19 protein-coding genes are annotated in these 21028 nt (G+C 69.2%); 11 read left to right on the top strand and 8 right to left on the bottom strand.

The genetic code is table 11. The features are described 5' to 3' along the window. Positions 1-54 precede the first annotated feature (54 nt). Complete coding sequence (locus AB0878_RS15220; RefSeq protein ID WP_366580159.1) at positions 55-5409, top strand: hypothetical protein; 5355 nt, start codon at positions 55-57, stop codon at positions 5407-5409. A 299-nt stretch (positions 5410-5708) separates the two neighbouring features. Here the strand turns inward: AB0878_RS15220 and AB0878_RS15225 are convergent, their stop codons facing one another. Continuing rightward, positions 5709-5948, bottom strand: a complete 240-nt coding sequence (locus tag AB0878_RS15225) for a hypothetical protein (protein ID WP_366580161.1) — start codon at positions 5946-5948, stop codon at positions 5709-5711. Between the two features lie 25 nt (positions 5949-5973). On the opposite strand from AB0878_RS15225, the gene AB0878_RS15230 reads away from it, so the two are divergent. After that, the gene (locus AB0878_RS15230) at positions 5974-6336 is read left to right on the top strand and encodes a CAP domain-containing protein (protein WP_366580163.1); all 363 of its coding nucleotides are present in this window, start codon (positions 5974-5976) and stop codon (positions 6334-6336) included. Positions 6337-6342: 6 nt separating this feature from the next. Here the strand turns inward: AB0878_RS15230 and AB0878_RS15235 are convergent, their stop codons facing one another. The 3 genes from AB0878_RS15235 to AB0878_RS15245 form a co-directional block, all read right to left on the bottom strand. Then, positions 6343-7344 carry a cation diffusion facilitator family transporter gene (locus AB0878_RS15235; RefSeq protein WP_366580165.1) on the bottom strand — a complete coding sequence of 334 codons (1002 nt, stop codon included), beginning with the start codon at positions 7342-7344 and terminating at the stop codon, positions 6343-6345. 27 nt (positions 7345-7371) lie between these two features. Next, the gene (locus AB0878_RS15240) at positions 7372-7785 is read right to left on the bottom strand and encodes a DUF742 domain-containing protein (RefSeq protein WP_366580167.1); all 414 of its coding nucleotides are present in this window, start codon (positions 7783-7785) and stop codon (positions 7372-7374) included. Positions 7786-8085: 300 nt separating this feature from the next. Beyond that, a complete protein-coding gene (locus AB0878_RS15245) occupies positions 8086-8565 on the bottom strand; it encodes a hypothetical protein (RefSeq protein WP_366580169.1) in 480 nt (159 codons plus the stop codon). 64 nt (positions 8566-8629) lie between these two features. On the opposite strand from AB0878_RS15245, the gene AB0878_RS15250 reads away from it, so the two are divergent. Next, on the top strand, positions 8630-9055 hold the full coding sequence (locus tag AB0878_RS15250) for a hypothetical protein (RefSeq protein ID WP_366580171.1): 426 nt from the start codon (positions 8630-8632) through the stop codon (positions 9053-9055). An 86-nt stretch (positions 9056-9141) separates the two neighbouring features. Here the strand turns inward: AB0878_RS15250 and AB0878_RS15255 are convergent, their stop codons facing one another. Beyond that, positions 9142-11442 carry a (Fe-S)-binding protein gene (locus AB0878_RS15255; protein WP_366580173.1) on the bottom strand — a complete coding sequence of 767 codons (2301 nt, stop codon included), beginning with the start codon at positions 11440-11442 and terminating at the stop codon, positions 9142-9144. A gap of 178 nt (positions 11443-11620) precedes the next feature. Between AB0878_RS15255 and AB0878_RS15260 the strand changes: the two genes are divergently transcribed. The 3 genes from AB0878_RS15260 to AB0878_RS15270 all read left to right on the top strand — a co-directional run bounded on the left by AB0878_RS15260 (position 11621) and on the right by AB0878_RS15270 (position 13057). Next, on the top strand, positions 11621-11947 hold the full coding sequence (locus AB0878_RS15260) for a multidrug efflux SMR transporter (protein WP_366580175.1): 327 nt from the start codon (positions 11621-11623) through the stop codon (positions 11945-11947). Beyond that, positions 11944-12504 (top strand): TetR family transcriptional regulator, encoded by a 561-nt coding sequence (locus AB0878_RS15265; RefSeq protein WP_364054429.1) that lies wholly within the window; start codon positions 11944-11946, stop codon positions 12502-12504. The genes AB0878_RS15260 and AB0878_RS15265 overlap by 4 nt, the downstream gene beginning before the upstream one ends. Before the next feature lie 112 nt (positions 12505-12616). After that, the gene (locus AB0878_RS15270) at positions 12617-13057 is read left to right on the top strand and encodes a GNAT family N-acetyltransferase (protein WP_366580178.1); all 441 of its coding nucleotides are present in this window, start codon (positions 12617-12619) and stop codon (positions 13055-13057) included. 17 nt (positions 13058-13074) lie between these two features. Here the strand turns inward: AB0878_RS15270 and AB0878_RS15275 are convergent, their stop codons facing one another. The 3 genes from AB0878_RS15275 to AB0878_RS15285 all read right to left on the bottom strand — a co-directional run bounded on the left by AB0878_RS15275 (position 13075) and on the right by AB0878_RS15285 (position 15742). Then, on the bottom strand, positions 13075-13890 hold the full coding sequence (locus tag AB0878_RS15275; RefSeq protein WP_366580180.1) for an IclR family transcriptional regulator: 816 nt from the start codon (positions 13888-13890) through the stop codon (positions 13075-13077). 244 nt (positions 13891-14134) lie between these two features. Beyond that, positions 14135-15043, bottom strand: coding sequence for an amidohydrolase family protein (locus AB0878_RS15280; protein ID WP_366580182.1), 909 nt, complete (start codon positions 15041-15043; stop codon positions 14135-14137). Between the two features lie 159 nt (positions 15044-15202). Further along, a complete protein-coding gene (locus tag AB0878_RS15285) occupies positions 15203-15742 on the bottom strand; it encodes a YbhB/YbcL family Raf kinase inhibitor-like protein (protein WP_366580184.1) in 540 nt (179 codons plus the stop codon). A 172-nt stretch (positions 15743-15914) separates the two neighbouring features. Between AB0878_RS15285 and AB0878_RS15290 the strand changes: the two genes are divergently transcribed. The 5 genes from AB0878_RS15290 (at position 15915) to dnaJ (ending at position 21026) form a co-directional block, all read left to right on the top strand. After that, complete coding sequence (locus tag AB0878_RS15290) at positions 15915-16685, top strand: DUF4097 family beta strand repeat-containing protein (RefSeq protein WP_366580186.1); 771 nt, start codon at positions 15915-15917, stop codon at positions 16683-16685. A gap of 21 nt (positions 16686-16706) precedes the next feature. Then, the gene (locus tag AB0878_RS15295) at positions 16707-16949 is read left to right on the top strand and encodes a hypothetical protein (protein WP_366580188.1); all 243 of its coding nucleotides are present in this window, start codon (positions 16707-16709) and stop codon (positions 16947-16949) included. A gap of 313 nt (positions 16950-17262) precedes the next feature. Next, entirely contained in the window at positions 17263-19122 is a 1860-nt protein-coding gene (gene dnaK / locus AB0878_RS15300; RefSeq protein ID WP_366580190.1) for a molecular chaperone DnaK, read from the top strand. After that, complete coding sequence (gene grpE, locus AB0878_RS15305; RefSeq protein WP_366580192.1) at positions 19119-19814, top strand: nucleotide exchange factor GrpE; 696 nt, start codon at positions 19119-19121, stop codon at positions 19812-19814. The genes dnaK and grpE overlap by 4 nt, the downstream gene beginning before the upstream one ends. Positions 19815-19847: 33 nt before the next feature. Next, the gene (gene dnaJ / locus AB0878_RS15310; protein ID WP_366580194.1) at positions 19848-21026 is read left to right on the top strand and encodes a molecular chaperone DnaJ; all 1179 of its coding nucleotides are present in this window, start codon (positions 19848-19850) and stop codon (positions 21024-21026) included. The last annotated feature ends 2 nt before the right edge of the window (positions 21027-21028 follow it).

Here is a 21028-nt window from a genome sequence, read left to right on the forward strand (position 1 = left end):
ACGGCCGGGTTGGAAAACGCGATTCGTTCACCGGTTCGTGGAAAGCTCGCGGACATGGGCTCGGCCGGGAAACGTCTGCTCGCGGTACTCGGCCTCCTGGCCACGTTCGTCGTGCCCGCGCACGCGGAAACCGTCAAGGGATTGCAGCAGAATTACCACCAAGTGGTGTACGGCGATTTCCTCTACGCCGGCAACAGTGTGGTCGAGTGCACGCCGAGTGATGCCGACTGCGCGAAAGCCGCCAGTCGCGAGACGAAGAAGCCCGCCGGCGATTTCGCGCTGCGTTGGTCCGATGTGGACTCCGACCCGAGCACGTTCGACTCCTCCGCGGCGTCCGTCACGATCCCGCCCGGCGCGAAGGTCGCCTTCGCGCGGCTGAGCTGGGGCGGCACGAGGACGGGGTGCGCGAGCCCCGCCGGCGCGCCGAAGACGCAGGCCGTGCGGTTTTCCGTCGGCGCAGCGAAAGCCGACGTCACGCCCGGGTCGTACGCCGAGGACACCAAGTTCTACTCCGCCTACGCCGACGTGACCGGTCAGTTCGCGACCGCCCCGAGCGGCGCGCCCCTCACCCTCACCGCGGCCGACGTCTGGACCACCGCCGGGCGCGGGTGCGGCGGCGGCTGGTCGGTGGCGATCGTCTTCTCCTACCCCGCCCGCGATCCGCAGTACGCGCCGGCCAAGCGCGCGATCTACGTCTACGATGGCCACGTGCCGCAGAGCGCGAACGGTCCCGCCACGACCACCGCTGTCACCGGGTTCCGCGCGGCCTCGGCCGACGCCCACGTCGGCGTGACCGCCGAAGGCGGCGACTGGGGCACGACCGGTGACCGCTTCCTCATCAACGACAAACCCGTCGCCGAACCCGGCACCGGCGCGTCCGACAACTTCTTCGTCGCCAGCACCGACAACGCCGCGAAACCCGTCGTCAAGAACACCTTCGGCATCGACGCGAAGGCGTTCAGCAGCGACGCCGTGCCCAGCGGCGCGACCAGCGCGAAGCTCGCGTTCAGCACCACCGGCGACGATTTCGTCGCGCAGAACCTCGTGTTCTCCGTGCCCGTGCCCGATCTGCAGCTCGTGACCCACGCCGATCCGCCGCGCGCGCACGCCGGCGACCAGGTCGCCGTGACCGTCGGCGTCACCAATCCGAACGACACCGCCGCCACCGGCGTCGAGGTGACCGACGACCGCTTTCCCGCCTGCACCAAGAAGATCGGCGAGCTCGCCGCGGGCGCGACCACGGGTTACCAATGCACGGTGACCGCGCCGGACGACGACGTCACGAGCGCCGCGAAGGTCACCGGCACCAGCACGCTCGGTGACGCACTCGACGGCAGCGCGACCACTCGCCTTGACGTCGTGCACCCGGCGATCACGCTCGCGCAGCAAGTCGACAAGGCGGCTTATCGCGCCGGTGACCCGGTGACGTTCACGGTCACCGCCACCAATACCGGCGACGTCCCACTGCACGACGTCGCCGTGACCAACGCGAACGTCGGCGCGTGCGCGCGCACGATCGGGACGCTCGCGCCGGCCCAGCACACCACCAGTACCTGCACGGCGAAGGCGCCGGTCCCCGACACCAGCGCTTCCGTCGGCGGAACCGATCCGCTGGGCAAGACGGTGACCGCCGACGCCGACGTGAAAGTCCCCGTCATCGCGCCTGCGCTCGACGTCACCAAGACGGTGGACCCCGCCGTCGTCCACGCCGGTGAGCCGGTGACCTGGACGATCACCGTGCGCAACACCGGCGACAGCCCGCTGAACCCCGTCGTCGTCACCGACGCCACCACGCCGGAGTGCTCGCGGACGTTCGGCGCGCTCGCCGCCGGCGCGCAACAGAGTTTCCCGTGCGGGGCGAACCCGCCGCTGACCACCACGAACACGGTGACGGCGATCGGCACCGACCTCTCAGGGCAGCTCGTCACCGACACCGCGTCGGCCACGGCGAAGGTGATCCACCCGGCGTTGTCGCTCACGAAAACGGCCGCGCCGGCGCAGGTGCGCGAAGGGGACCGCGTGACCTTCACCGTCGCGCTGAAGAACACCGGCGACGCGCCGCTCGACGACGTCGCGGTGGCCGACGACCGCACCCCCGGCTGCGTGCGGAAGTACGAAACGCTGGCACCGCAGGCCACGCAGACCTACCAGTGCGACTTGCTCGCGCCGGGCGACGACTTCACGGACCCCGCCGTCGCGACCGGCAAGGACGAGCTGGGCAAACAACTCAGCGTGACAGCTGACGCGCCGGTCGACGTCATCCACCCCGCCGTCGCCGTCACGGAGTCCGCCGCGCCCGCCCAGGTGCGCGAGGGGGACCGCGTGACCTTCAGCGTCACGGTGAGCAACACCGGCGACGCCGAGCTGGACGCCCTCGCCGTGACCAGCACCGAGGTCCCCGGCTGCGCCAAACAGCTCGGAATCCTGGCACCACAAGCGAAACAAACCTTCACCTGCACAACGGTGGCCGAAAAAGACGGCTTCACCAACTCCGTGACAGCCACCGGAACCGACCCGACCGCTCGCACGGTCACCGCGTCGGCCGACGCGAAGTTCACTGTGCAGCACCCGGCTGTCACGCTCGCCACCACCGTCCAAGGTGGACCGTTCCGCGAGCACGACAGCGTGCCGCTCCAGGTCACCGTCACCAACACCGGCGACACTCCGCTCACCAAGCTGCACGTCACCACCGCAGCCCGCGCCGACGCCTGCACCCAAGACCACGACACCCTGGCTCCGGGCGCCACCTGGACCTTCACCTGCACCACCACGGCGCCGGCCGACGACGTCACCGAATCGCTCACCGTCACCGCCACCCCGCCGGTGGGACCGGTCGTGACGGCGAGCGCCGAGACCGCCGTCGACGTGATCCACCCCGCCATCGCCGTCACACAGACGGTGGCGCCGACGGTCACCCGGCCCGGCGAGTCGGCGACATTCACCATCACCGCCACCAACACGGGCGACGCCGAACTGCACGACGTCACCATCGAAGACCAGGCCGCACCCGAATGCGCCAAATCCGTCGGAACCCTGGCCCCCCAAGCAAAACAGACCTACATCTGCACCCACTCCACCGGCGACGACCTCACCAGCACCGCGAAAGCCACCGGCAGCGACCCGTCGAACCGCCCGGTCACCGCGTCCGCCGACGCACACCTCGACGTGATCCACCCCGCCGTCACGATCACCCAGTCGGCCACGCCGCAGCAAGTGCGCCAAGGGGACCAAGTCACCTTCACGATCACCGTGAGCAACACCGGCGACGTTCCGCTCACCAAGATGTCCATTGTGGACGACAAGACTCCCGCCTGCGCCAAGACCGACGGCCCGATTCTCGCCCCCGGCGCCATCGACCACTACACCTGCGCGACCCAAGCCGGCCCCGACGGCTACACCAACACCGCGAAGGTCACCGCCACCGACCCGCTCGGCGGCACCGTCACCGCGACGGCCGACGCCGCGTTCACTGTCGTCCACCCCGGCCTCTCACTCACCCGCACCGTGCACGGCGGTCCCTTCCGCGCCGGCGACGCCGTGACCACGACACTCACCATCACCAACACCGGCGACTCACCCGTCAATGCCGTGCGAGTCACCGACGACCAGACACCGGCCTGCGCCAAGACCTTCGACACCCTCGCCCCGGGCGCGAAGCAGTCCTACGACTGCACCTCACCCGCCCCGGCCGACGACATCGTCCTCACGGCCCACGTCACCGGCACCCCCACCACCGGCCCGCTGCTCACCGCGACCGCCGACGCGAAGATCGACGTGATCCACCCGGCGCTCATCGTGAAACCCGTTGCCGCACAACCCCAAGCCCGGCCCGGCGACAACGTCACGATCACCGTCACCCTCACCAACACCGGCGACACCCCGCTCACGAAGATCACCCTCACCGGCTGCCCCCACTCCGAGGACCAACTGGCCACTGGCGCCGCCGTCACCTACACCTGCACGATCAAAGCCGCGCCCGACGACTTCACCACCACCGTCAACGCCACGGCCAACGACCCGACGACCCGCCCCGTGACCGCGTCCGGCACCACGAACGTCGACGTGATCCACCCCGAGCTCGCGATCATGACCGACGCCGAGCCGTACCAAGTCCGCGAAGGCGACACGGTCACGTTCTCCGTGCTGGTGAAGAACGTCGGCGACGTGCCGCTCACCCAGGTGTCCGTTGTGGACGATCGCACCGCCGCGTGCGCCCACAGCGTTGCCACCCTCGCGCCCGACGCCGAGGAGACCTACACCTGCACCACCGTCGCGGGTGAAACCGGCTTCACCAGCACGACCAAGGCCACCGGCGCCGACCCGACCCAACGCGCGGTGACGGCGTCGGCGCAGGCGTCGTTCGAGGTGCTGCAGCCGAAACTCACCGTCACGAAAACCAGCGCCGAAGGTCCCTTCGCGCCCGACGAGTCCGTGCGCTTCGACCTCGTCCTCACCAACACCGGCGACACCGAGCTGCACGACGTCCACGTCACCGACCCGCAGGCTCCCGAGTGCGCGCGGATCTTCCCGACGCTGCCCGTCAACGGCATCCAGCGCTACCCGTGCACCACCACCGCGACCGGCTCGACCACCGACACCACCCAGGTCACGGCCACCCCGTCCCGCGGCGCGCCCATCACCACCACGGCAAGCAACCCCGTCCCCGTGATCCACCCCGGACTCACCGTCACCACCGCTCACCTGAACCAGCCCATCCGCCCCGGTGACCCCGTCACGTACCTGACCACCGTCCGCAACACCGGAGACGCGGAACTGCACGACGTGATCGTTCGCGCCAGCGACCCGGTCTGCGCCTTCACGTTGCCCAACCTCGCGCCCGGCACGCAAACCCTCCGCGCCTGCACCCTCACGGCCACGACGACGGCCGTCACGAACACCACCGCCACCGCCCAAGACCCCGCCGGCCACCGGCTCACGGCAACCACCACCACGACCACCGACGTCCTCGGCTCGCACACGACACTCGCGCAGCCGGTCAAGGCGGTCCCCCGACCGGCCCTGCACGTCACCGAACAAGCCGACCCCACAGCCAACCCGGGTGACACCGTCACGTTCCTCGTCACCGCCGCCAACACCGGCGACACACCCCTCACAATCGACGGCCACCACCTCGACCCGGGCCGCCGGCGCGAATGGACCCGCACCGCCACCGCACCCCGCGACGGCACGCTCACCGACGCCGTCGAGGTCACCGCCTACCCCGTCGGCACGGAACCGCTCACCGTCCGAGCCGCCGCCGCAGTGCGGGTCCTCGACCCACGCGCGCGAACATCCGCGGAAAACGAACCCCTTCCCGGCCCCGATCCCGACTTCACCCTCTATGTCCTGCTCGGCCTGGCGCTCCTCGGCTCAGGCGCCCTTCTCCTGCGCGTCACGCGCGTGAGGTGAGTCTCCCGACCTGCGCAGACGCATCGCCGCACGCCGAGATCAGCTTGTGCCTGCACCAGGAAAACGACGCCGGGCAAAGATCATTTCCGACGCTTGATCAAATAAGGCACTGCGCCTTTCGGGGGTAACGGTCGTAATCGGTTCGTGATAGTTTCCTCGCCCGTGTCCCCCATTGGTGCGCGCGGTCGAGTGATTTTGGTGTCACTGAGTGTCCTTCTCGGCGGTTTCTCCGCCGCTGGGGGGACAGTGTGGCTCCACGACAGACCCAGCGTGGCGACGCTCGGTAGCGTCGTCGCAGGTCAGTCCGACCCGCTTTCCGGCGTGCCGCCGGTCGATCCGTACGCGAAGCAGCCGTCTTCGTCGACCGGTGCAGGGACCCCTGCCCCGAACGGCACGAGCGGCACCCCGACGTCCGGCTCCACCGCCCCCACAACGTCGACTTCAGCCGGCCCCAACCCGGCCCCGACGACCGCGCCCGACGCCCCGAACTCAGGCACCCCCGCGCCCCCGAAGCCGCCGAGCACCCCGACGTCGACCACTCAGGCCCGGACCACGAACCCCTCGATGGCCGGCCAGGTCGTGGACCTCGTGAACGACGAGCGCGCCAAGGCCGGCTGCGACCCCGTCGCCGACGAGTCCCACCTCGACCAGGCCGCGCAGGACCACAGCGACGACATGTCGGCTCGCAACTACTTCTCGCACGACACCCCCGAGGGCAAGCACTTCGACGAGCGCATCCGCGACGCCGGCTACAGCAAGCCGGGCGCCGAGAACATCGCGAAGGGCGCCACGAGTGCGAAGCAGGTGATGCAGCTGTGGATGAACTCCAGCGGCCACCGCGCGAACATCCTCAACTGCTCGCTGACCAAGCTCGGCGTCGGCGTGACCACCGACGGCTGGTACTGGACGCAGGACTTCGGGTACTGAAACCCGCTACGAATCCTCGATCGGCCGCGTGCTCAGGTCGCCGTAGCGCGCCAGCACCGTCGCCCGCAGGTTCGGATCCGACCGCGGCACGGGCTCGATGAACACCTCGGTGACGTCGTGGAACTTCTCGGTCAGCTCCCCCGCGATCCGCACGCAGGCGAACTCGACGTCGGCCGCCCCCAGCGTGTCGTCGAAGTCCACCCGGGCGCACACCAGCACCTGGTCCGTGCCCATCAGCATCGTCTGCAGGTCGACCAGCGCCTCGATCTCCGGCGCCGACACGAGGTGGTCACGCACCCCGCGCACGATCCGCGGGTCGGCCTGACGGCCCACGAGCAGGCCCCGGTTGGTGCGCCCCAGCAGGTACGCGACGCACGCGAGCAGCAGGCCGATGAGGATCGACGCGATGCCGTCCCACACCGACGAACCCGTGAGCTGGTGCAACCCGATGCCGGCGAACGCGAGCAGCAGACCGATCAACGCGGCCGAGTCCTCGAACAGCACGGTCTTCGGCGCGGGGTCGTCGATCATGCGCAGGTAGGTGAAGAACGAACGCTGCTCCTGGCGGGATTCCCGGCGCACCTGCCGGATCGCCTGCAGCCACGAAGTGCCTTCGAGGATGAACGCGATGCCCAGCACCGCGTAGCCGACGATCGGGTTCGTCTGGTCTTCGCTTTCGCCGAACACCGTGGTGAAGCCCTCGTACAGGGCGAACATCGCGCCGGAGGCGAAGATCGAGACGGCCGCGAGCAGCGACCAGAAGTAGCGCTCCTTGCCGTAACCGAACGGGTGGACCCGGTCGGCCGGGCGTTCCGACCGCTTCAGCGCCGTGAGCAGCAGGACTTCGGTGATGGTGTCGGCGAAGGAGTGCGCCGCCTCGGACAGCATCGCGCCCGAGCCGGTGATGATCCCGGCGATCAGCTTCAGGATGGCGATGGCCAGGTTCACGCCGCCGGCCAGCAGCACCGTGAGGGTGCTCTCGCCGCCCGATTCCTCTTGCTCGCTCACGGCCAGAACACTAGCCGCGCGCGGACGTCAGAGTCGGTTGAGACCCGAAAGCACCCGTTCCATGAGCGCGATCGCCGGGCGCCCGTCCTCTTTGCGCTGCGGCGCGTGGATCGTCACGAGGCCGAGCTCGGCCAGGTCGTCGAGCAGGATGCGGGCGACGCCGAGGGGAACGCTCAGCGTGGCGGCCACCTCGGCCACCGACCGCGGGTACAGGCACAGCGACCGCACGATGCGGAACTCGCCCTTCACCTGCGGCGAGTTCCAGCGCGGGTCGCGGGCGTTGGCCTTCACGAGCGCCTCGACGGCGAGGTTGCGGCGGGAGCGCGTGCGGCCGCGGGTGAGGACGTACGGCCGGACGAGCGTCCGCGGGCCGGGGACCGGCGACGGGTCGGAGACCCAGCCGTCGCCCACCACGGGCTCGCCCGCGAACTCCTCGGGCACTTCGCTCGGCCAAACGGGTTCAGGGGCCCGGCCCGGGGCGACGCTCACTCGCCCGGAAGGCGGAAAGGGGGTGCCGGAGTGGCCGGTGTAACCAGGCCCGCTGTACCCGTTCACCACGTCGCGCCCCCTTATGTCGGTAGCCGAATTCGTTTCCCGCAAGCGGCGCCGGTCGCGAGGAACCGTAGATTACGCCCGTTGTCCTGTCTGTCATCGGCAATGTGACGAAGCCGGACCAGGGGTGCAGAAATTGTGTACGGAAAACGTTTTCGCGCGTAATTCGGTACATGCGTACCTCTCGTGTCAAACGTTTACCGGAATTCGCCGGCGGGTCGCGAGACCCAACACGAGCAGGGCTGCGGCGACCAGGACCACCTGTTCGATCAGCGCCATCGGGTTGCCCGCGGCGGTCAGCAGACCGACCCAGCAGTACGTGACAATCGCGCCTGCTGCCAGGGAAAACGCGGGCGGACGCGAGCGCACGGCATAGCCCACAACGGCCGCTTCGAGCGCCAGCATGAGCGCGACCGTGCCCCACGAATGGAGCAGTGCGGTCTTGTCCACCAGGTGGAACAACGTGCTCGCCCCCAGTCCGACGGCGAATCCGCCCCAGGCGGAGCCGTGCTTGTCAAGGGTTCGGATGGGCAGCCGCAAGGCGAACGCGACCAGTGCGCCGGCGACCACGGCCGCGCCGAGCAGCTGGCCGGGCGCCGCGAGGAACGCCGTCGTTCCCATCATGCGAGACGCCAGGAACGTGCCCGTCGCACCGACGAGCAGCGCCACCGTCCACGCCACCGTGCCCGGCCGGCGCAGCCACGGCTCGCGGCGCCGCGATGCTCCAGACCACGTGCAGGGTCAGCACGAAAACCGTCCACTGGCCACCGATGCCGAGCCCGGGCACGTGCGCGGGGCTCAGCAGGTCGAGGCCGAGGTAGTGCGGGTTGAACAACGTTTGCGTGAGCAGACCTTCTTCGACGACGCCGAAGGCCAGCGCGAGGATCAGGATCGTCGGCCAGCCACGGCCGCGGCGGCGCGCGAGCTCGCGGACCAGCACCGCGGCGGAGCCGTACAACGCCACGAACATCGCGAACATGCCGAGCTGCTGTCCGAGCTCGGGCAGGCCGGCGAGGTACTGATCACCGAGGAGGAACTCGGCGACGAACGGCGAGAACAAGGCGAGTGCGGCGACCGCGGACTTGCGAAAGGGCATGAAGTGATCGTGTCGCTGTGCGAGCATTCGCACACGAGCCGTAAATCACGACTGTCCCCATGACAAATGTCGGGGCCGGGAACGGGCGAACGCCCCTTTCACGACCGTTGTTGATCGTGAAAGGGGCGTTCATTCGAGCTTGATACGGGCTATTTGTCCCCGTCCGGCAACGGGGTGCCGGTCGCCTTCTCGTCGGTCGGCACGTCGGGCTTGCTCGTGATGTCGGCGTCCGACTCGCCCTCGAGCGAGGGCGCTCCAGCCGCCACGAGCGCCGGCTCGGGCTTGCGCTTCACGGCCGTGAGCAGCAGCTGAGCCACGTCCACGACCTCCACGCGCTCGCTCGCGAGGCCGTCGCTCTGGCGCGCGGTCACGCCGTCGGTGAGCATCACGCGGCAGAACGGGCAGCCGGTCGCGATCTTCGACGGCGCGGTGCCGAGTGCCTCGTCCACGCGCTCGACGTTGATCCGCTTGCCGATCTTCTCCTCCATCCACATCCGCGCGCCGCCGGCGCCGCAGCACATGGACCGGTCGCCGTGGCGCGGCATCTCGCGCAGCTTCGCGCCCGAAGCGCCGACGAGTTCACGCGGAGCGTCGTAGACCTTGTTGTGGCGGCCCAGGTAGCACGGGTCGTGGTAGGTGACGTCCTCCGCGACGGGCGCGACCGGCGTCAGGTACTTCTCGCGCACCAGGCGGTTGAGCAGCTGCGTGTGGTGCACGACGTCGAACTGGCCGCCCAGCTCCGGGTACTCGTTGGCGAGCGTGTTGAAGCAGTGGGCGCAGGTCACGACGACCTTGCGCGCCTTGCGCTCGCGGCCCTCGAACACCGAGTTGAGCACCTCGACGTTCTGCTGCGCCAGCATCTGGAACAGGAACTCGTTGCCCGCGCGTCGCGCCGGGTCACCGGTGCACGACTCCTCCGAGCCGAGCACGGTGTACTTCACGCCCGCGATGTGCAGCAACTCCGCGACGGCCCGCGTGGTCTTCTTCGCGCGGTCCTCGAACGCGCCGGCGCAGCCGACCCAGAACAGGTACTCCGCGTCGCCCAGGTCGCCGTCGAACACCGGCACCTCGAAGTCGAGGTCCTCCGTCCACTGGAGACGGTCCTTGGCGTTCTGGCCCCACGGGTTGCCCTTGTTCTCCAGGTTCTTGAACATGCCGTTGAGCTCCGTGGGGAACGACGACTCGATCATCACCTGGTAGCGGCGCATGTCGACGATGTGGTCGACGTGCTCGATGTCCACCGGGCACTGCTCGACGCACGCGCCGCAGGAGGTGCACGACCACAGCATGTCCGGGTCGATCACGCCATGGTCGTCCGCGCCGCCGATCAGCGGCCGCTCCGACTCGGCCAGCGCCAGCACGTCGATGCCCGCGTGCGGGTTGTCGCCGGTCAGCCCGATCTCGTCTCCGGCCATGTCGCGCTTGCCGCCGGCCAGCAGGTAGGGCGCCTTCGCGTACGCGTGGTCGCGCAGCTGCGTGATCAGCAGCTTCGGCGAGAGCGGCTTGCCCGTGTTCCACGCGGGGCACTGCGACTGGCAGCGGCCGCACTCGGTGCAGGTGGAGAAGTCGAGCCAGCCCTTCCAGCTGAAGTCCTCGACCTTGCCGACGCCGAACGTGTCTTCGTCCGGATCGGCTTCCTCGAGGTCGAGCACCTTGCCCTTGCTCATCATCGGCGTCACCGCGCCGAGGGCGACGCCGCCGTCGTCCTCGCGCTTGAAGTAGATGTTGAAGAACGCGCTGAACCGGTGCCACGCGATGCCCATGGTCATCGTGCGGGCCACCACGATCAGCCACACCGTGGCGCTCATCAGCTTGATGAACGCGAACACGGACACGAGCGCGGCGCTGGCAGGCAGCGCGTGCGACAGCGGGTTGGACACGAAGGCGGCCCACGTCGGCGTCTCGTGCACGCCCATCGCGGCCTTTGCCGCGCGCACACCGATGATGCCGATGCCCTCGATGATCACCACGGCCTCGACGAAGTAGGCCCACTTGAAGTTCGAGCCCGCGAAGCGCGACTGCCGGTCGGCGCGGCGGGGGTGGTTGGCCTGGCGGATGAGCACCAGCCCGATGCCGCCGACGATCGTGGCCACGCCGAGCAGCTCCATGAGCAGGCTCCAGAGCGACCAGTCCTCGAGGACTGGCCAGCCCCACGTCGGCACGAACACCTCGCCGTAGGCCTCGAACAGCGCGAGCGACCCGATGAGGAAGCCCCACATCACCATCCAGTGCCAGGGCGCGACCTGTCGGAACTTCGCCATGCGCGTGTGCGCGGCGAACTCCTTGATCAACGTGCCGAGCCGCGGCATGAACGGTCCGTTGCGCGTCGGGTCGGGCTGGCCCAGCCGGATCACCCGCACGAAGCGGGCGATGGTGGCGATGAACAACCCCCAGGCGACGATGCCCAGGAGGACCGAGATCCCCCCGAGCGTCAGCTCTACAGCGCCCATCGTCGGGTGCCTTTCGTCCGGTGTGGTGGTGCCGGTGCGTGTGCGCGGGTCACAGCCCCGGTGCCGAGCAGGGTAACGCTTCTTACTGATGGGTAACTGGTTGGCAGCGCCCAAGTCCCACCGATGTGGTGCACGCCTCGCTGGCTAGTGAGACGATCGTTCAGGTAGTTTCGTACTCATGGGTGCTTACTTGTACCTCGCTTTGGCGATCGCCGCAGAAGTGACGGCCACCGTTTCCCTGAAGCTCTCCGAGGGCTTCACCAAAGTCCTGCCGTCCGTGCTGGTCGCCGTGGGGTACGGCGTAGCGTTCTTCGCACTTTCCCGCGTGCTGAAGTCGGGGTTGCCGCTCGGCATCGCGTACGCGGTGTGGGCCGCCGTCGGCGTGGCGCTCGTGGCGATCATCGGGGTCCTGTTCCTCAAGGAACCGATCAACCTGGTGATGGCCGGTGGGCTCGTGCTGGTGATCGGCGGGGTGGTGCTGATCGAGGTCGGGAGCAACCAGTGAAGATCCAGGTCGACGGTCGCAAGGCGCGCGGCGAGAAGCGGCGCGCGGAGATCATCGCGGCCACCCTGCGGGTGATCGAACGCGACGGCGTCGCCGGAGTCACGCACCGCACGGTGGCGGTGGAGGCCGACGTGCCCACCGCGTCGACGACGTACCACTTCGCCTCGCTCGACGACCTGCTCGTGGCCACGCTCATCTCCTGCGCGCGTGACATGGCCACCGAGGTCTACTGGATGATCGATCGCGCCCGTTCGCGCGGCAGCCGCGGCGCCGAGGAGGTGGCCGGCCTGCTCGCGGAGGCGCTCGGGCCGCGGCGCGGGCGCACGATGGCCGAGTACGAGCTGTACCTGCTGGCCGCGCGCAAGCCCGAGCTGCGCCCGGCCGCGCGGCGCTGGCTCGACGTGCTCACGTCCATGGTCCGCCACGACGACGAGGTCGCGTTCCGCGTGTTCCTCGCCGGCATCGACGGTCTGCTGATCCAGGGCCTGATCGACGACGAGCCACCCTCGGCCGACGAACTGCGGCCGGTCGTCGACTACCTCCTCAAACCACGCTGACTGTGCTGATGGTTACCAACCCGACCACAGTCACGGCGGGAACAGTCGCCGGCCGTTGTCAGGTCCGGTTGCGTACCCGCCTACTTTTGGCCGGATTGGTAACTTGCGGGACATGCGGATCGCAGGTGACTACGAACTCGACGACGACCCCGGCCGGCTCGACCTCGACGTGCTGTGGAAGTTCCTCTCCACCGAGGCCTACTGGGGCCGCTGGCGCACCCGTGATCAGGTCGAAGCGGCCATCGCCGGGTCCTGGCGCGTGGTCGGCGTGTACGAACGCGCCACCGGCCGCCAGGTCGGCTTCGCGCGGGCGATCTCCGACGGCGTGACGTCGGCCTACCTCGCCGACGTGTTCGTGGTCGAGGACGCGCGCGGTTCGGGGCTGGGCAAGGAAATCGTGCGGGAGATGATCGACAACGGCCCGGGCGCGGGCATGCGCTGGATGCTGCACACGGCCGACGCGCACGGGTTGTACCGGCAGTTCGGGTTCGGTGAGCACACCAAGGGCCGGTTCCTCGAACGTGAGGGGGCCAACCGCGAGGCGCTGCGGTAGACCGGTCGGTCGAATTTTCAGTTGTCCTTGGCGGACAACAACTTCGAGAAGTGCGCGGCCCCGGCGCGCGCGGCGCGTTCGAGGTCCGAGCGCCGATCGGCGAACTGGTGCACCGGCACGGAGAACGCGACCGCGCCCGTCACGCGCTGCTGGGTGTCGAGCACCGGGGCCGACACGCACGCGAGCTGGGGCTGGAACTCCTCGATCTCCAGCGCGATCCCCGAGCGCGCCACGGTTTCGAGCTCAGTTTCGAGATCGCGGGCCGTCACGCGGGTGCGGTCGGTGAGGCGGGGCATCCCGGCGCCGGCGAGGTAGTCGCGGCGCTCGCGCGCGGGCAGCGACGCCAGCATCACCTTGCCGAACGCGGTGGCGTGCGCGGCTTCGTGGAAGCCGAAGTCGAGCGGCTGGGCGCGCGGGAACTCGGGCGAGTCGGCGACGGCCGCGACGACGACGTCGGTGTCGCGGAAGACCGTGTAGTACGCGGGCGCGCTCACGCGCAGGTGCAGCTGGTGCAGGCCGTCGCGCAGCTGGTGGTCGACGTCGAGCTCGCCGAGCAGGCTGTGGTAGAGACCGCCGACCTTGTAGCCGAGGCCGAACCCGCGGCCGTGGCCGAGGCGGATCAAATAGCCTTCGTGGACCAGCGTGTTGAGCAGGTGGTAGGTGGTCGAGAGCTTGTAGCCGGCGCGCCGGGCCACGGCCTTGGCCGCGATGCCGTCACCGGCGCCGGCCACGATCTCGAGCACGCGCAGCGCCCGCTGCGCCGAACCGATCAGCCCGCTGGGTTCCTTCTCGGTGGTGTCGTCGTCGGAAAGCGGCAGGGCGGGTTCGGACACAGCGGCACCTCCGTGAACCGTTCGGCAGTGAACGGGCGATCACATGCGCCCTCCACCATACGTGCTCCGAACGGCTCAAGCGGAGCCCCCGGTCGGCAACGATTCCGACGCCGTCTTCGGCGCTCACGCTGATCGTCACCCGGCTTCACCCGGTGAGATCAGTGCAGGTCGTCAGCCCACGGGCCGTGGTGACTCCGGCGTACCGGGATTTCGGCCCATTGGACCGAACGGGTGAGTCCCGGCGTCACACCGGTACTTTCGAGTTCGAACCGATCTCGTCGCGTTCGGCCGCCGCTTCGGTGGTCCCGCACCCGTCCGGCACCTCGAGGTCGTACAGGCGCGCCGCGTTGAGGCCGAGGATCTTCTTCTTCACGTCCGTGGTGAGCTCGCCGTACTCGTCCTGGAAGTCCTCCGGCATCTCGAAGTCCACAAAGGACTCGATCAGCCACTTCGGGTGCTGGCGTCCGTAGTCGCTGGCGAAGATGATCCGGTTCTCGTCCATCCAGTAGAGCAGTTCGCCGACGATCTCGGCGAACTGGCGCGGCCGGGTGAGGATGGCGGGCAACGCGAGTGCGAGGCCGGCGTACACGTTGGGCTCCTGCGTGGCGATCCAGCAGAAGTCCTGCAGCCGCGCCAAGCCCACGTGCTCGACGATGAAGCGCAAGTCCGGGAACGCCGCGGCGACCTCGTCGAGACCGGCGGCGTCGAAGGCCGCGGACGCGTCGGCGCCGTCCGGGCCGCCCAAGCCGCTCGTGCCGTCGCGGTCGAACGGGCGGATCGAGGGGGCGGCGTGGAGGTGGACGTTGCGGATGCCGAACTCCTGGCACTTCTCCAGGAAGCGGTAGGAGCACCGGTCCGACAGCTGCCGGCCCGCCTGTTCGGTGGTGACGAGCTTGACGCCCTTGATGTTGCCGACCACCGGCTCGAGCCCGGCGACGGTGAACCGGCCGGGGTACCGCTCGGTCAGCGCGCTCCCGGGTGCCGCGCCGTCGGGGTCGGCGGGCTGGAAGATCGCGTGGTCCACGTACCCCGTTTCGAACAGGTCGTGGCTGATCGTTTCCTCGCTCTGGCGGCGAAATCCGTCTTCGGTCGGCTTCCAGAAGTGCACGTGACCGTCGACGATGAAGTAGCGCTCGCCGTCCTTTTCGTACATCGGTGCCGGCTCCCTTGCGGTACGAGGTACGTGCTGATGTGCAGCTTCCGATCGTCTTCCCCGGCGAGGGAGCGGGTCAACGGCAGTGATTCCACCTGTCGGAAAAACACCGCAGGGCCACCGCGAGCGAACCCGCGGTGGCCCTGGTACCGGTGAAACTCAGCCCTTGTTCTCGTAGACCGCCATGATCGTGGCGCGAGCCAGGGTGTGGCCGAACAGGTTGAAGCCGAGGAACGCGGGCGTGGCGTCGCCGTCGATCTCCAGGGAGTCGACGTCGAGCGCGTGCACCACGAAGTAGTAGCGGTGCGGGCCGTGCCCGGGCGGCGGGGCGGCGCCGAGGAACTGCTTCACGCCGCCGTCACCCTTCAGAGTGACAGCGCCCTCCGGCAGGCCGGAGCCGTTGGCGTCGCCGGCGTTGGCGGCCAGCTCGGTGACCGACGCGGGGACGTTGAACACGGCCCAGTGCCAGAAACCGCTCGCGGTCGGGGCGTCGGGGTCGTACATCGTGACCGCGAAGCTGCGCGTCTCCTCGGGGAAGCCCTCCCACGACAGCTGCGGCGACCGGTCTTCGCCACCGGCGCCGAAGATGCCGGACAGGTGCGGCGTCGCGAGCGTCTCGCCCTCGGCGATGTCCGTGCTGCGCAGCGTGAACGACGGCACGGACGGCAGGAAATCGTAGGGATTGGGCGATTGGGGCATCAATCCTCCTGAACGCGTTGATCTTGGAAGTCCAAGTCGACACCAGGCTATGACCCTGACCCGGACCCCGGCACCTCAGGGATGTTTCGGGGGGTTTACCGGATGTCGCGGCACCCGTGCCCCTCCTATCGTTTGCGGAAGACGGATGAGCAGTACTGAGGGGACGGACACCATGGCACGCCCGCTTCTGGCACTGGGTGGCGTAGTTCTGATCGGCGTGGGAGTGGCCATCGCGCTCGGCTGGGGGCTGGGCAGCACGGTGGAGCGCAGCGCGACGGTCTCGCAGCAGATCCGCGGCGTGAAGCTCGCCGCGAACTCCGGCGACATCCGGATCCGCACCGGCTCCGGCGCGATCTCCGTGCACCAGAAGCTGCACTACAACTTCCGCGGCGAGCCGGGCGACGCCTTCCGGGTGGAGGGCGACCAGCTCGTGCTCGGCGACTGCGGCCGCAACTGCACCGCCGACTTCGACGTCGTCGTGCCGGCCGGGGTGCCGGTGACGGGCCAGTCCGATTCGGGCGAGGTGGACGTCACGGGCGTCGCGAGCGTCGACGTCACCGCCGACTCCGGCAGCGCGCACGTGACGAACGTCGCGGGCCTGGTGAACCTGCGCCTCGACAGCGGTTCGATCGACCTGCAGAACGTCGGGCCGGTGCAGCTGCACAGCGACTCCGGCCACGTGAAGGCCGACGGGGTGCGCGGGCCGGTCGACGTCTCCGCCGACTCCGGCAGCGTCGAGCTGGCCCTGGCCACGCCCAACGACGTGAAGGTGCACGCCGACTCCGGCAGCGTCGACGTGCGGGTGCCGGACGGGTCGTACAGGGTGATCGGTGACACCGACAGCGGGCACCGGAGCGTGGACATCCCGACGGCCAACGGCGCGGATCAGAAGACGCTCGACCTCAACACCTCCAGCGGCAGCGTCACCGTCAAGGCCGCCTGACACCTTCGGGGGAACAGCCACATGCGCAAGATCGAGAACCGGGTCCTGGCGGCCGTCCTGGCCGGGGCGGTGGGGGCGTTCGTCGTGACGGCGAGCCTGGGCCTGGCGGCCAAGCCCGACGCCACGACGCCGGTCCCCACGCCCGTCGCCGTGGTCCAGGTGACGGTGCCACCTGGAGACGTGCGGCTCGCGGAGCCGGTACTGGTGCGGGACGAGGGGTCCCACCGCGCTCTCCGGCCGCTCGCCGCGGCTCGTCCGGTCTGACGCCGGGCGTCCTCGGCTGCCACCGACACCGCCGGTCGTGCGCTTCGGCGCCGGCCGGCAGCGGTTTGTCCGGGGACAAATACCTGGTGAGCGGCCTCACACCCCTTCGCGGCACGATCTGCCGGTGAGCCCGGGAACAAGAGCCACTACCCCTTCGTTAGCCTGATACGAAGGTTGAGTGCAGCTGACTCAAGTCTGGCTTGACGAAGCGCGCGAAGGCCCGATAGAACTTGCCAGGGGTCCGCTCAAGGCGGACCCGAAACATGCAGGTCACGAACATAGCAGTCGAGCTGCGAACACAGGAGGAAGCACCATGGCGCGAGCGGTCGGCATCGACCTCGGCACGACCAACTCGGTCGTAGCCGTCCTTGAGGGCGGCGAGCCGACGGTCATCGCCAACTCGGAAGGCTCCCGGACCACCCCGTCCATCGTCGCGTTCGCCAAGAACGGTGAAGTGCTCACCGGTCAGTCGGCGAAGAACCAGGCCGTCACGAACGTCGACCGCACCATCCGGTCCGTCAAGCGGCACATCGGTACCGACTGGAACACCGAGATCGACGGCAAGAACTACACGCCGCAGGAGATCAGCGCGCGCGTGCTGATGAAGCTGAAGCGCGACGCCGAGTCGTACCTGGGCGAGGAGATCACCGACGCGGTGATCACCGTCCCGGCGTACTTCGAGGACGCGCAGCGGCAGGCCACCAAGGAGGCCGGGCAGATCGCCGGCCTGAACGTGCTCCGCATCGTCAACGAGCCGACCGCCGCCGCGCTGGCGTACGGCCTGGACAAGGGCGAGAAGGAACAGACCATCCTGGTCTTCGACCTCGGTGGCGGTACGTTCGACGTGTCGCTGCTGGAGATCGGCGAGGGTGTCGTCGAGGTGCGGGCGACTTCCGGTGACAACCACCTCGGTGGTGACGACTGGGACGAGCGCATCGTCAAGTGGCTGGTCGACAAGTTCAAGGCCTCCAACGGCATCGACCTGACCAAGGACAAGATGGCCTTGCAGCGCATCCGCGAGGCGGCCGAGAAGGCGAAGATCGAGCTGTCCAGCTCCAACTCCGCCGGCATCAACCTGCCCTACATCACGGTCGACGCGGACAAGAACCCGCTGTTCCTGGACGAGACGCTGTCGCGCGCCGAGTTCCAGAAGATCACCGCGGACCTGCTCGAGCGCACCCGCAACCCGTTCAACAACGTGATCCGCGACGCCGGCATCGCCGTCGGCGACATCGACCACGTCGTGCTCGTGGGTGGTTCCACCCGCATGCCGGCCGTGTCGGACCTGGTCAAGGAGCTGACCGGTGGGCGCGAGCCGAACAAGGGCGTGAACCCGGACGAGGTCGTGGCCGTGGGTGCCGCGCTGCAGGCCGGTGTCCTGAAGGGTGAGGTCAAGGACGTCCTGCTGCTGGACGTGACCCCGCTTTCGCTGGGCATCGAGACCAAGGGTGGCGTGTTCACCAAGCTCATCGAGCGCAACACCACGATCCCGACCAAGCGTTCGGAGATCTTCTCCACGGCGGACGACAACCAGCCGTCGGTGCAGATCCAGGTGTTCCAGGGTGAGCGCGAGATCGCGGCGCACAACAAGAAGCTCGGCATGTTCGAGCTGACCGGTCTCCCGCCGGCCCCGCGTGGCGTGCCGCAGATCGAGGTCACCTTCGACATCGACGCCAACGGCATCGTGCACGTGACCGCGAAGGACCTGGGCACGAACAAGGAGCAGTCGATGACGATCACCGGTGGCTCCGCGCTGCCGAAGGACGACATCGACCGCATGGTCAAGGACGCCGAGGCCCACGCCGAGGAAGACAAGAAGCGCCGCGAGGAAGCGGAGACCCGCAACCAGGCGGAGACTCTCGTCTACCAGACCGAGAAGTTCGTCAAGGACAACGAGGACAAGCTCCCCGAGGACCTCAAGGGCAAGGTCAAGACCGCCATCGACGAGGCCAACGAGGCGCTGAAGGGCACCGACTCGGCCAAGATCCGCGAGTCCATCGAGAAGCTGAACACGGCTTCGCAGGAGCTGGGCACCGCGCTCTACGCCAACCAGGGTGCCGCCGGCGCCGACGGTGGCGCTCCGGGTGCCGACACCGGTTCCGCCGGTGGGGCGCAGGACAAGGCCGATGACGTGGTCGACGCCGAGATCGTGGAAGAGGACGAGAAGAAGTGACCCCACGACACTCCGAAGCCGAGGGCCGGGGCCCCGAGGAACCGGTGGTCGTGCGTGACCGGCGGCGGGTCGACCCGCAGACCGGTGAGGTCCGTCCTCCTGCCCCGGAAGAAGTCCAGGTCGACGAGGCGCCCGCGCAGCACGCGGGCCCCTCGCTCGGCGACTCGGTGGACGACGCGGTCACGGTCGCGTCCGACGTCGAGAAGCAGCTGGCCGAGCGCACGGCCGACCTGCAGCGCCTGCAGGCGGAGTACGCCAACTACCGCAAGCGCGTGGACCGCGACCGCGAGGCCGTGGTGCTGGGCGCGAAGGCGTCGGTGGTCGGTGACCTGCTGCCCCTGCTCGACGACCTCGAGCGGGCCGAGCAGCACGGTGACCTCACCGGTGCGTTCAAGGCGGTCGGCGACAAGCTGGTGAGCGGCTTGCAGCGAGCCGGTCTCGAGTCGTTCGGCGCGGAGGGCGAGCCCTTCGACCCGAGCGTGCACGAGGCCGTGCAGCACAACACCTCGCCGGACGTGGCGGGTCCGACGGTCACCGTGGTCATGCGCCGCGGTTACCGCTTCGGCGACCGGGTCCTGCGGGCGGCGCTGGTCGGGGTCACCGACCACGAGCCGGCCGCGGCACCGGTCGACCCGCCCGTCGGCGGCGAGCTGCCGCTGGACGGGTCGATCGATGAGCCGAACCAGCAGTAACAACCGTTTCGTAGCGAAAGGAGGAGGCACCCGATGAGTGCTCGGGAGTGGATGGGCAAGGACTTCTACAAAGAGCTGGGTGTCTCCTCCGACGCCACTGCGGACGAGATCAAGAAGGCCTACCGCAAGCTGGCCAAGGAGAACCACCCGGACGCCAACGCGGGCAACACCGCGGCCGAGAACAAGTTCAAGGCCGTGTCCGAGGCCTACGGCGTGCTGTCCGACGTCGCGAAGCGCAAGGAGTACGACGAGGCCCAGCGCCTCTTCGGCTCCGGCGGCTTCGGCGGCGGGTTCCCGGGCGGCGCCGGTGGCGCGGGCGGCTTCGACATGGGCGACATCTTCGGCCAGGCCGGCGCTGCCCAGCAGGGCGGCTTCGGTGGGCTCGGCGACATCCTGGGCGGCATCTTCGGCCGTCAGGGCCGGGCCGGCGGGGCCGCGTCGGCCAACCGGCCGCAGCGTGGCGCCGACGTCGAGACCGACGTGCGGATCGACTTCACCGAGGCGGTCAAGGGCGCGACCCTGCCGCTGCGCCTGTCGAGCCCCGCGACGTGTTCGACGTGTGGTGGCAACGGTGCGAAGCCGGGCACGTCGCCGCGCCAGTGTCCGACGTGTGGCGGTTCGGGTCTCGTCAGCCGCAGCCAGGGTGCGTTCGCGTTCTCCGAGCCGTGCCGCGACTGCCGCGGCCGCGGCCAGATCATCGACGACCCGTGCCCCGAGTGCGGCGGCGAGGGCATCAGCACCCGCACCCGCACGCTGACCGTGCGCATCCCGCCGGGCGTCGACGACGACCAGCGGATCCGCCTGGCGGGCCAGGGCGAACCCGGCCGCGGTGGCGCGCAGGCCGGTGACCTGTACGTCCGCGTGCACGTGGCACCGCACAAGCTGTTCGGGCGCAAGGACCTCGACCTGACGCTGACCGTGCCGGTCGACTTCACCGAGCTCGCGCTGGGCACCACGATCACGGTGCCGACGCTCGAGGGCAAGGTGTCGCTGAAGGTGCCCGCGGGTACCGCGAGTGGCCGAGTGTTGCGCGTGCGCGGAAAGGGAATTCAGAAGCGGGACGGTTCGCAGGGTGACTTGCTCGTGACCCTGCAGGCGGCGGTCCCCGCCAAACTGGACGACAAGGCGCGCGAGGCCCTCGAGGCCTACGCGGAGGCGATGAAGGGCCACGACCCGCGGCCTGAGGTGACCGAGATGCTCGAAGGCAGGTGAGG

The sequence above is a fragment of the Amycolatopsis sp. NPDC047767 genome (assembly GCF_040704195.1).
GTDB lineage: Bacteria > Actinomycetota > Actinomycetes > Mycobacteriales > Pseudonocardiaceae > Amycolatopsis.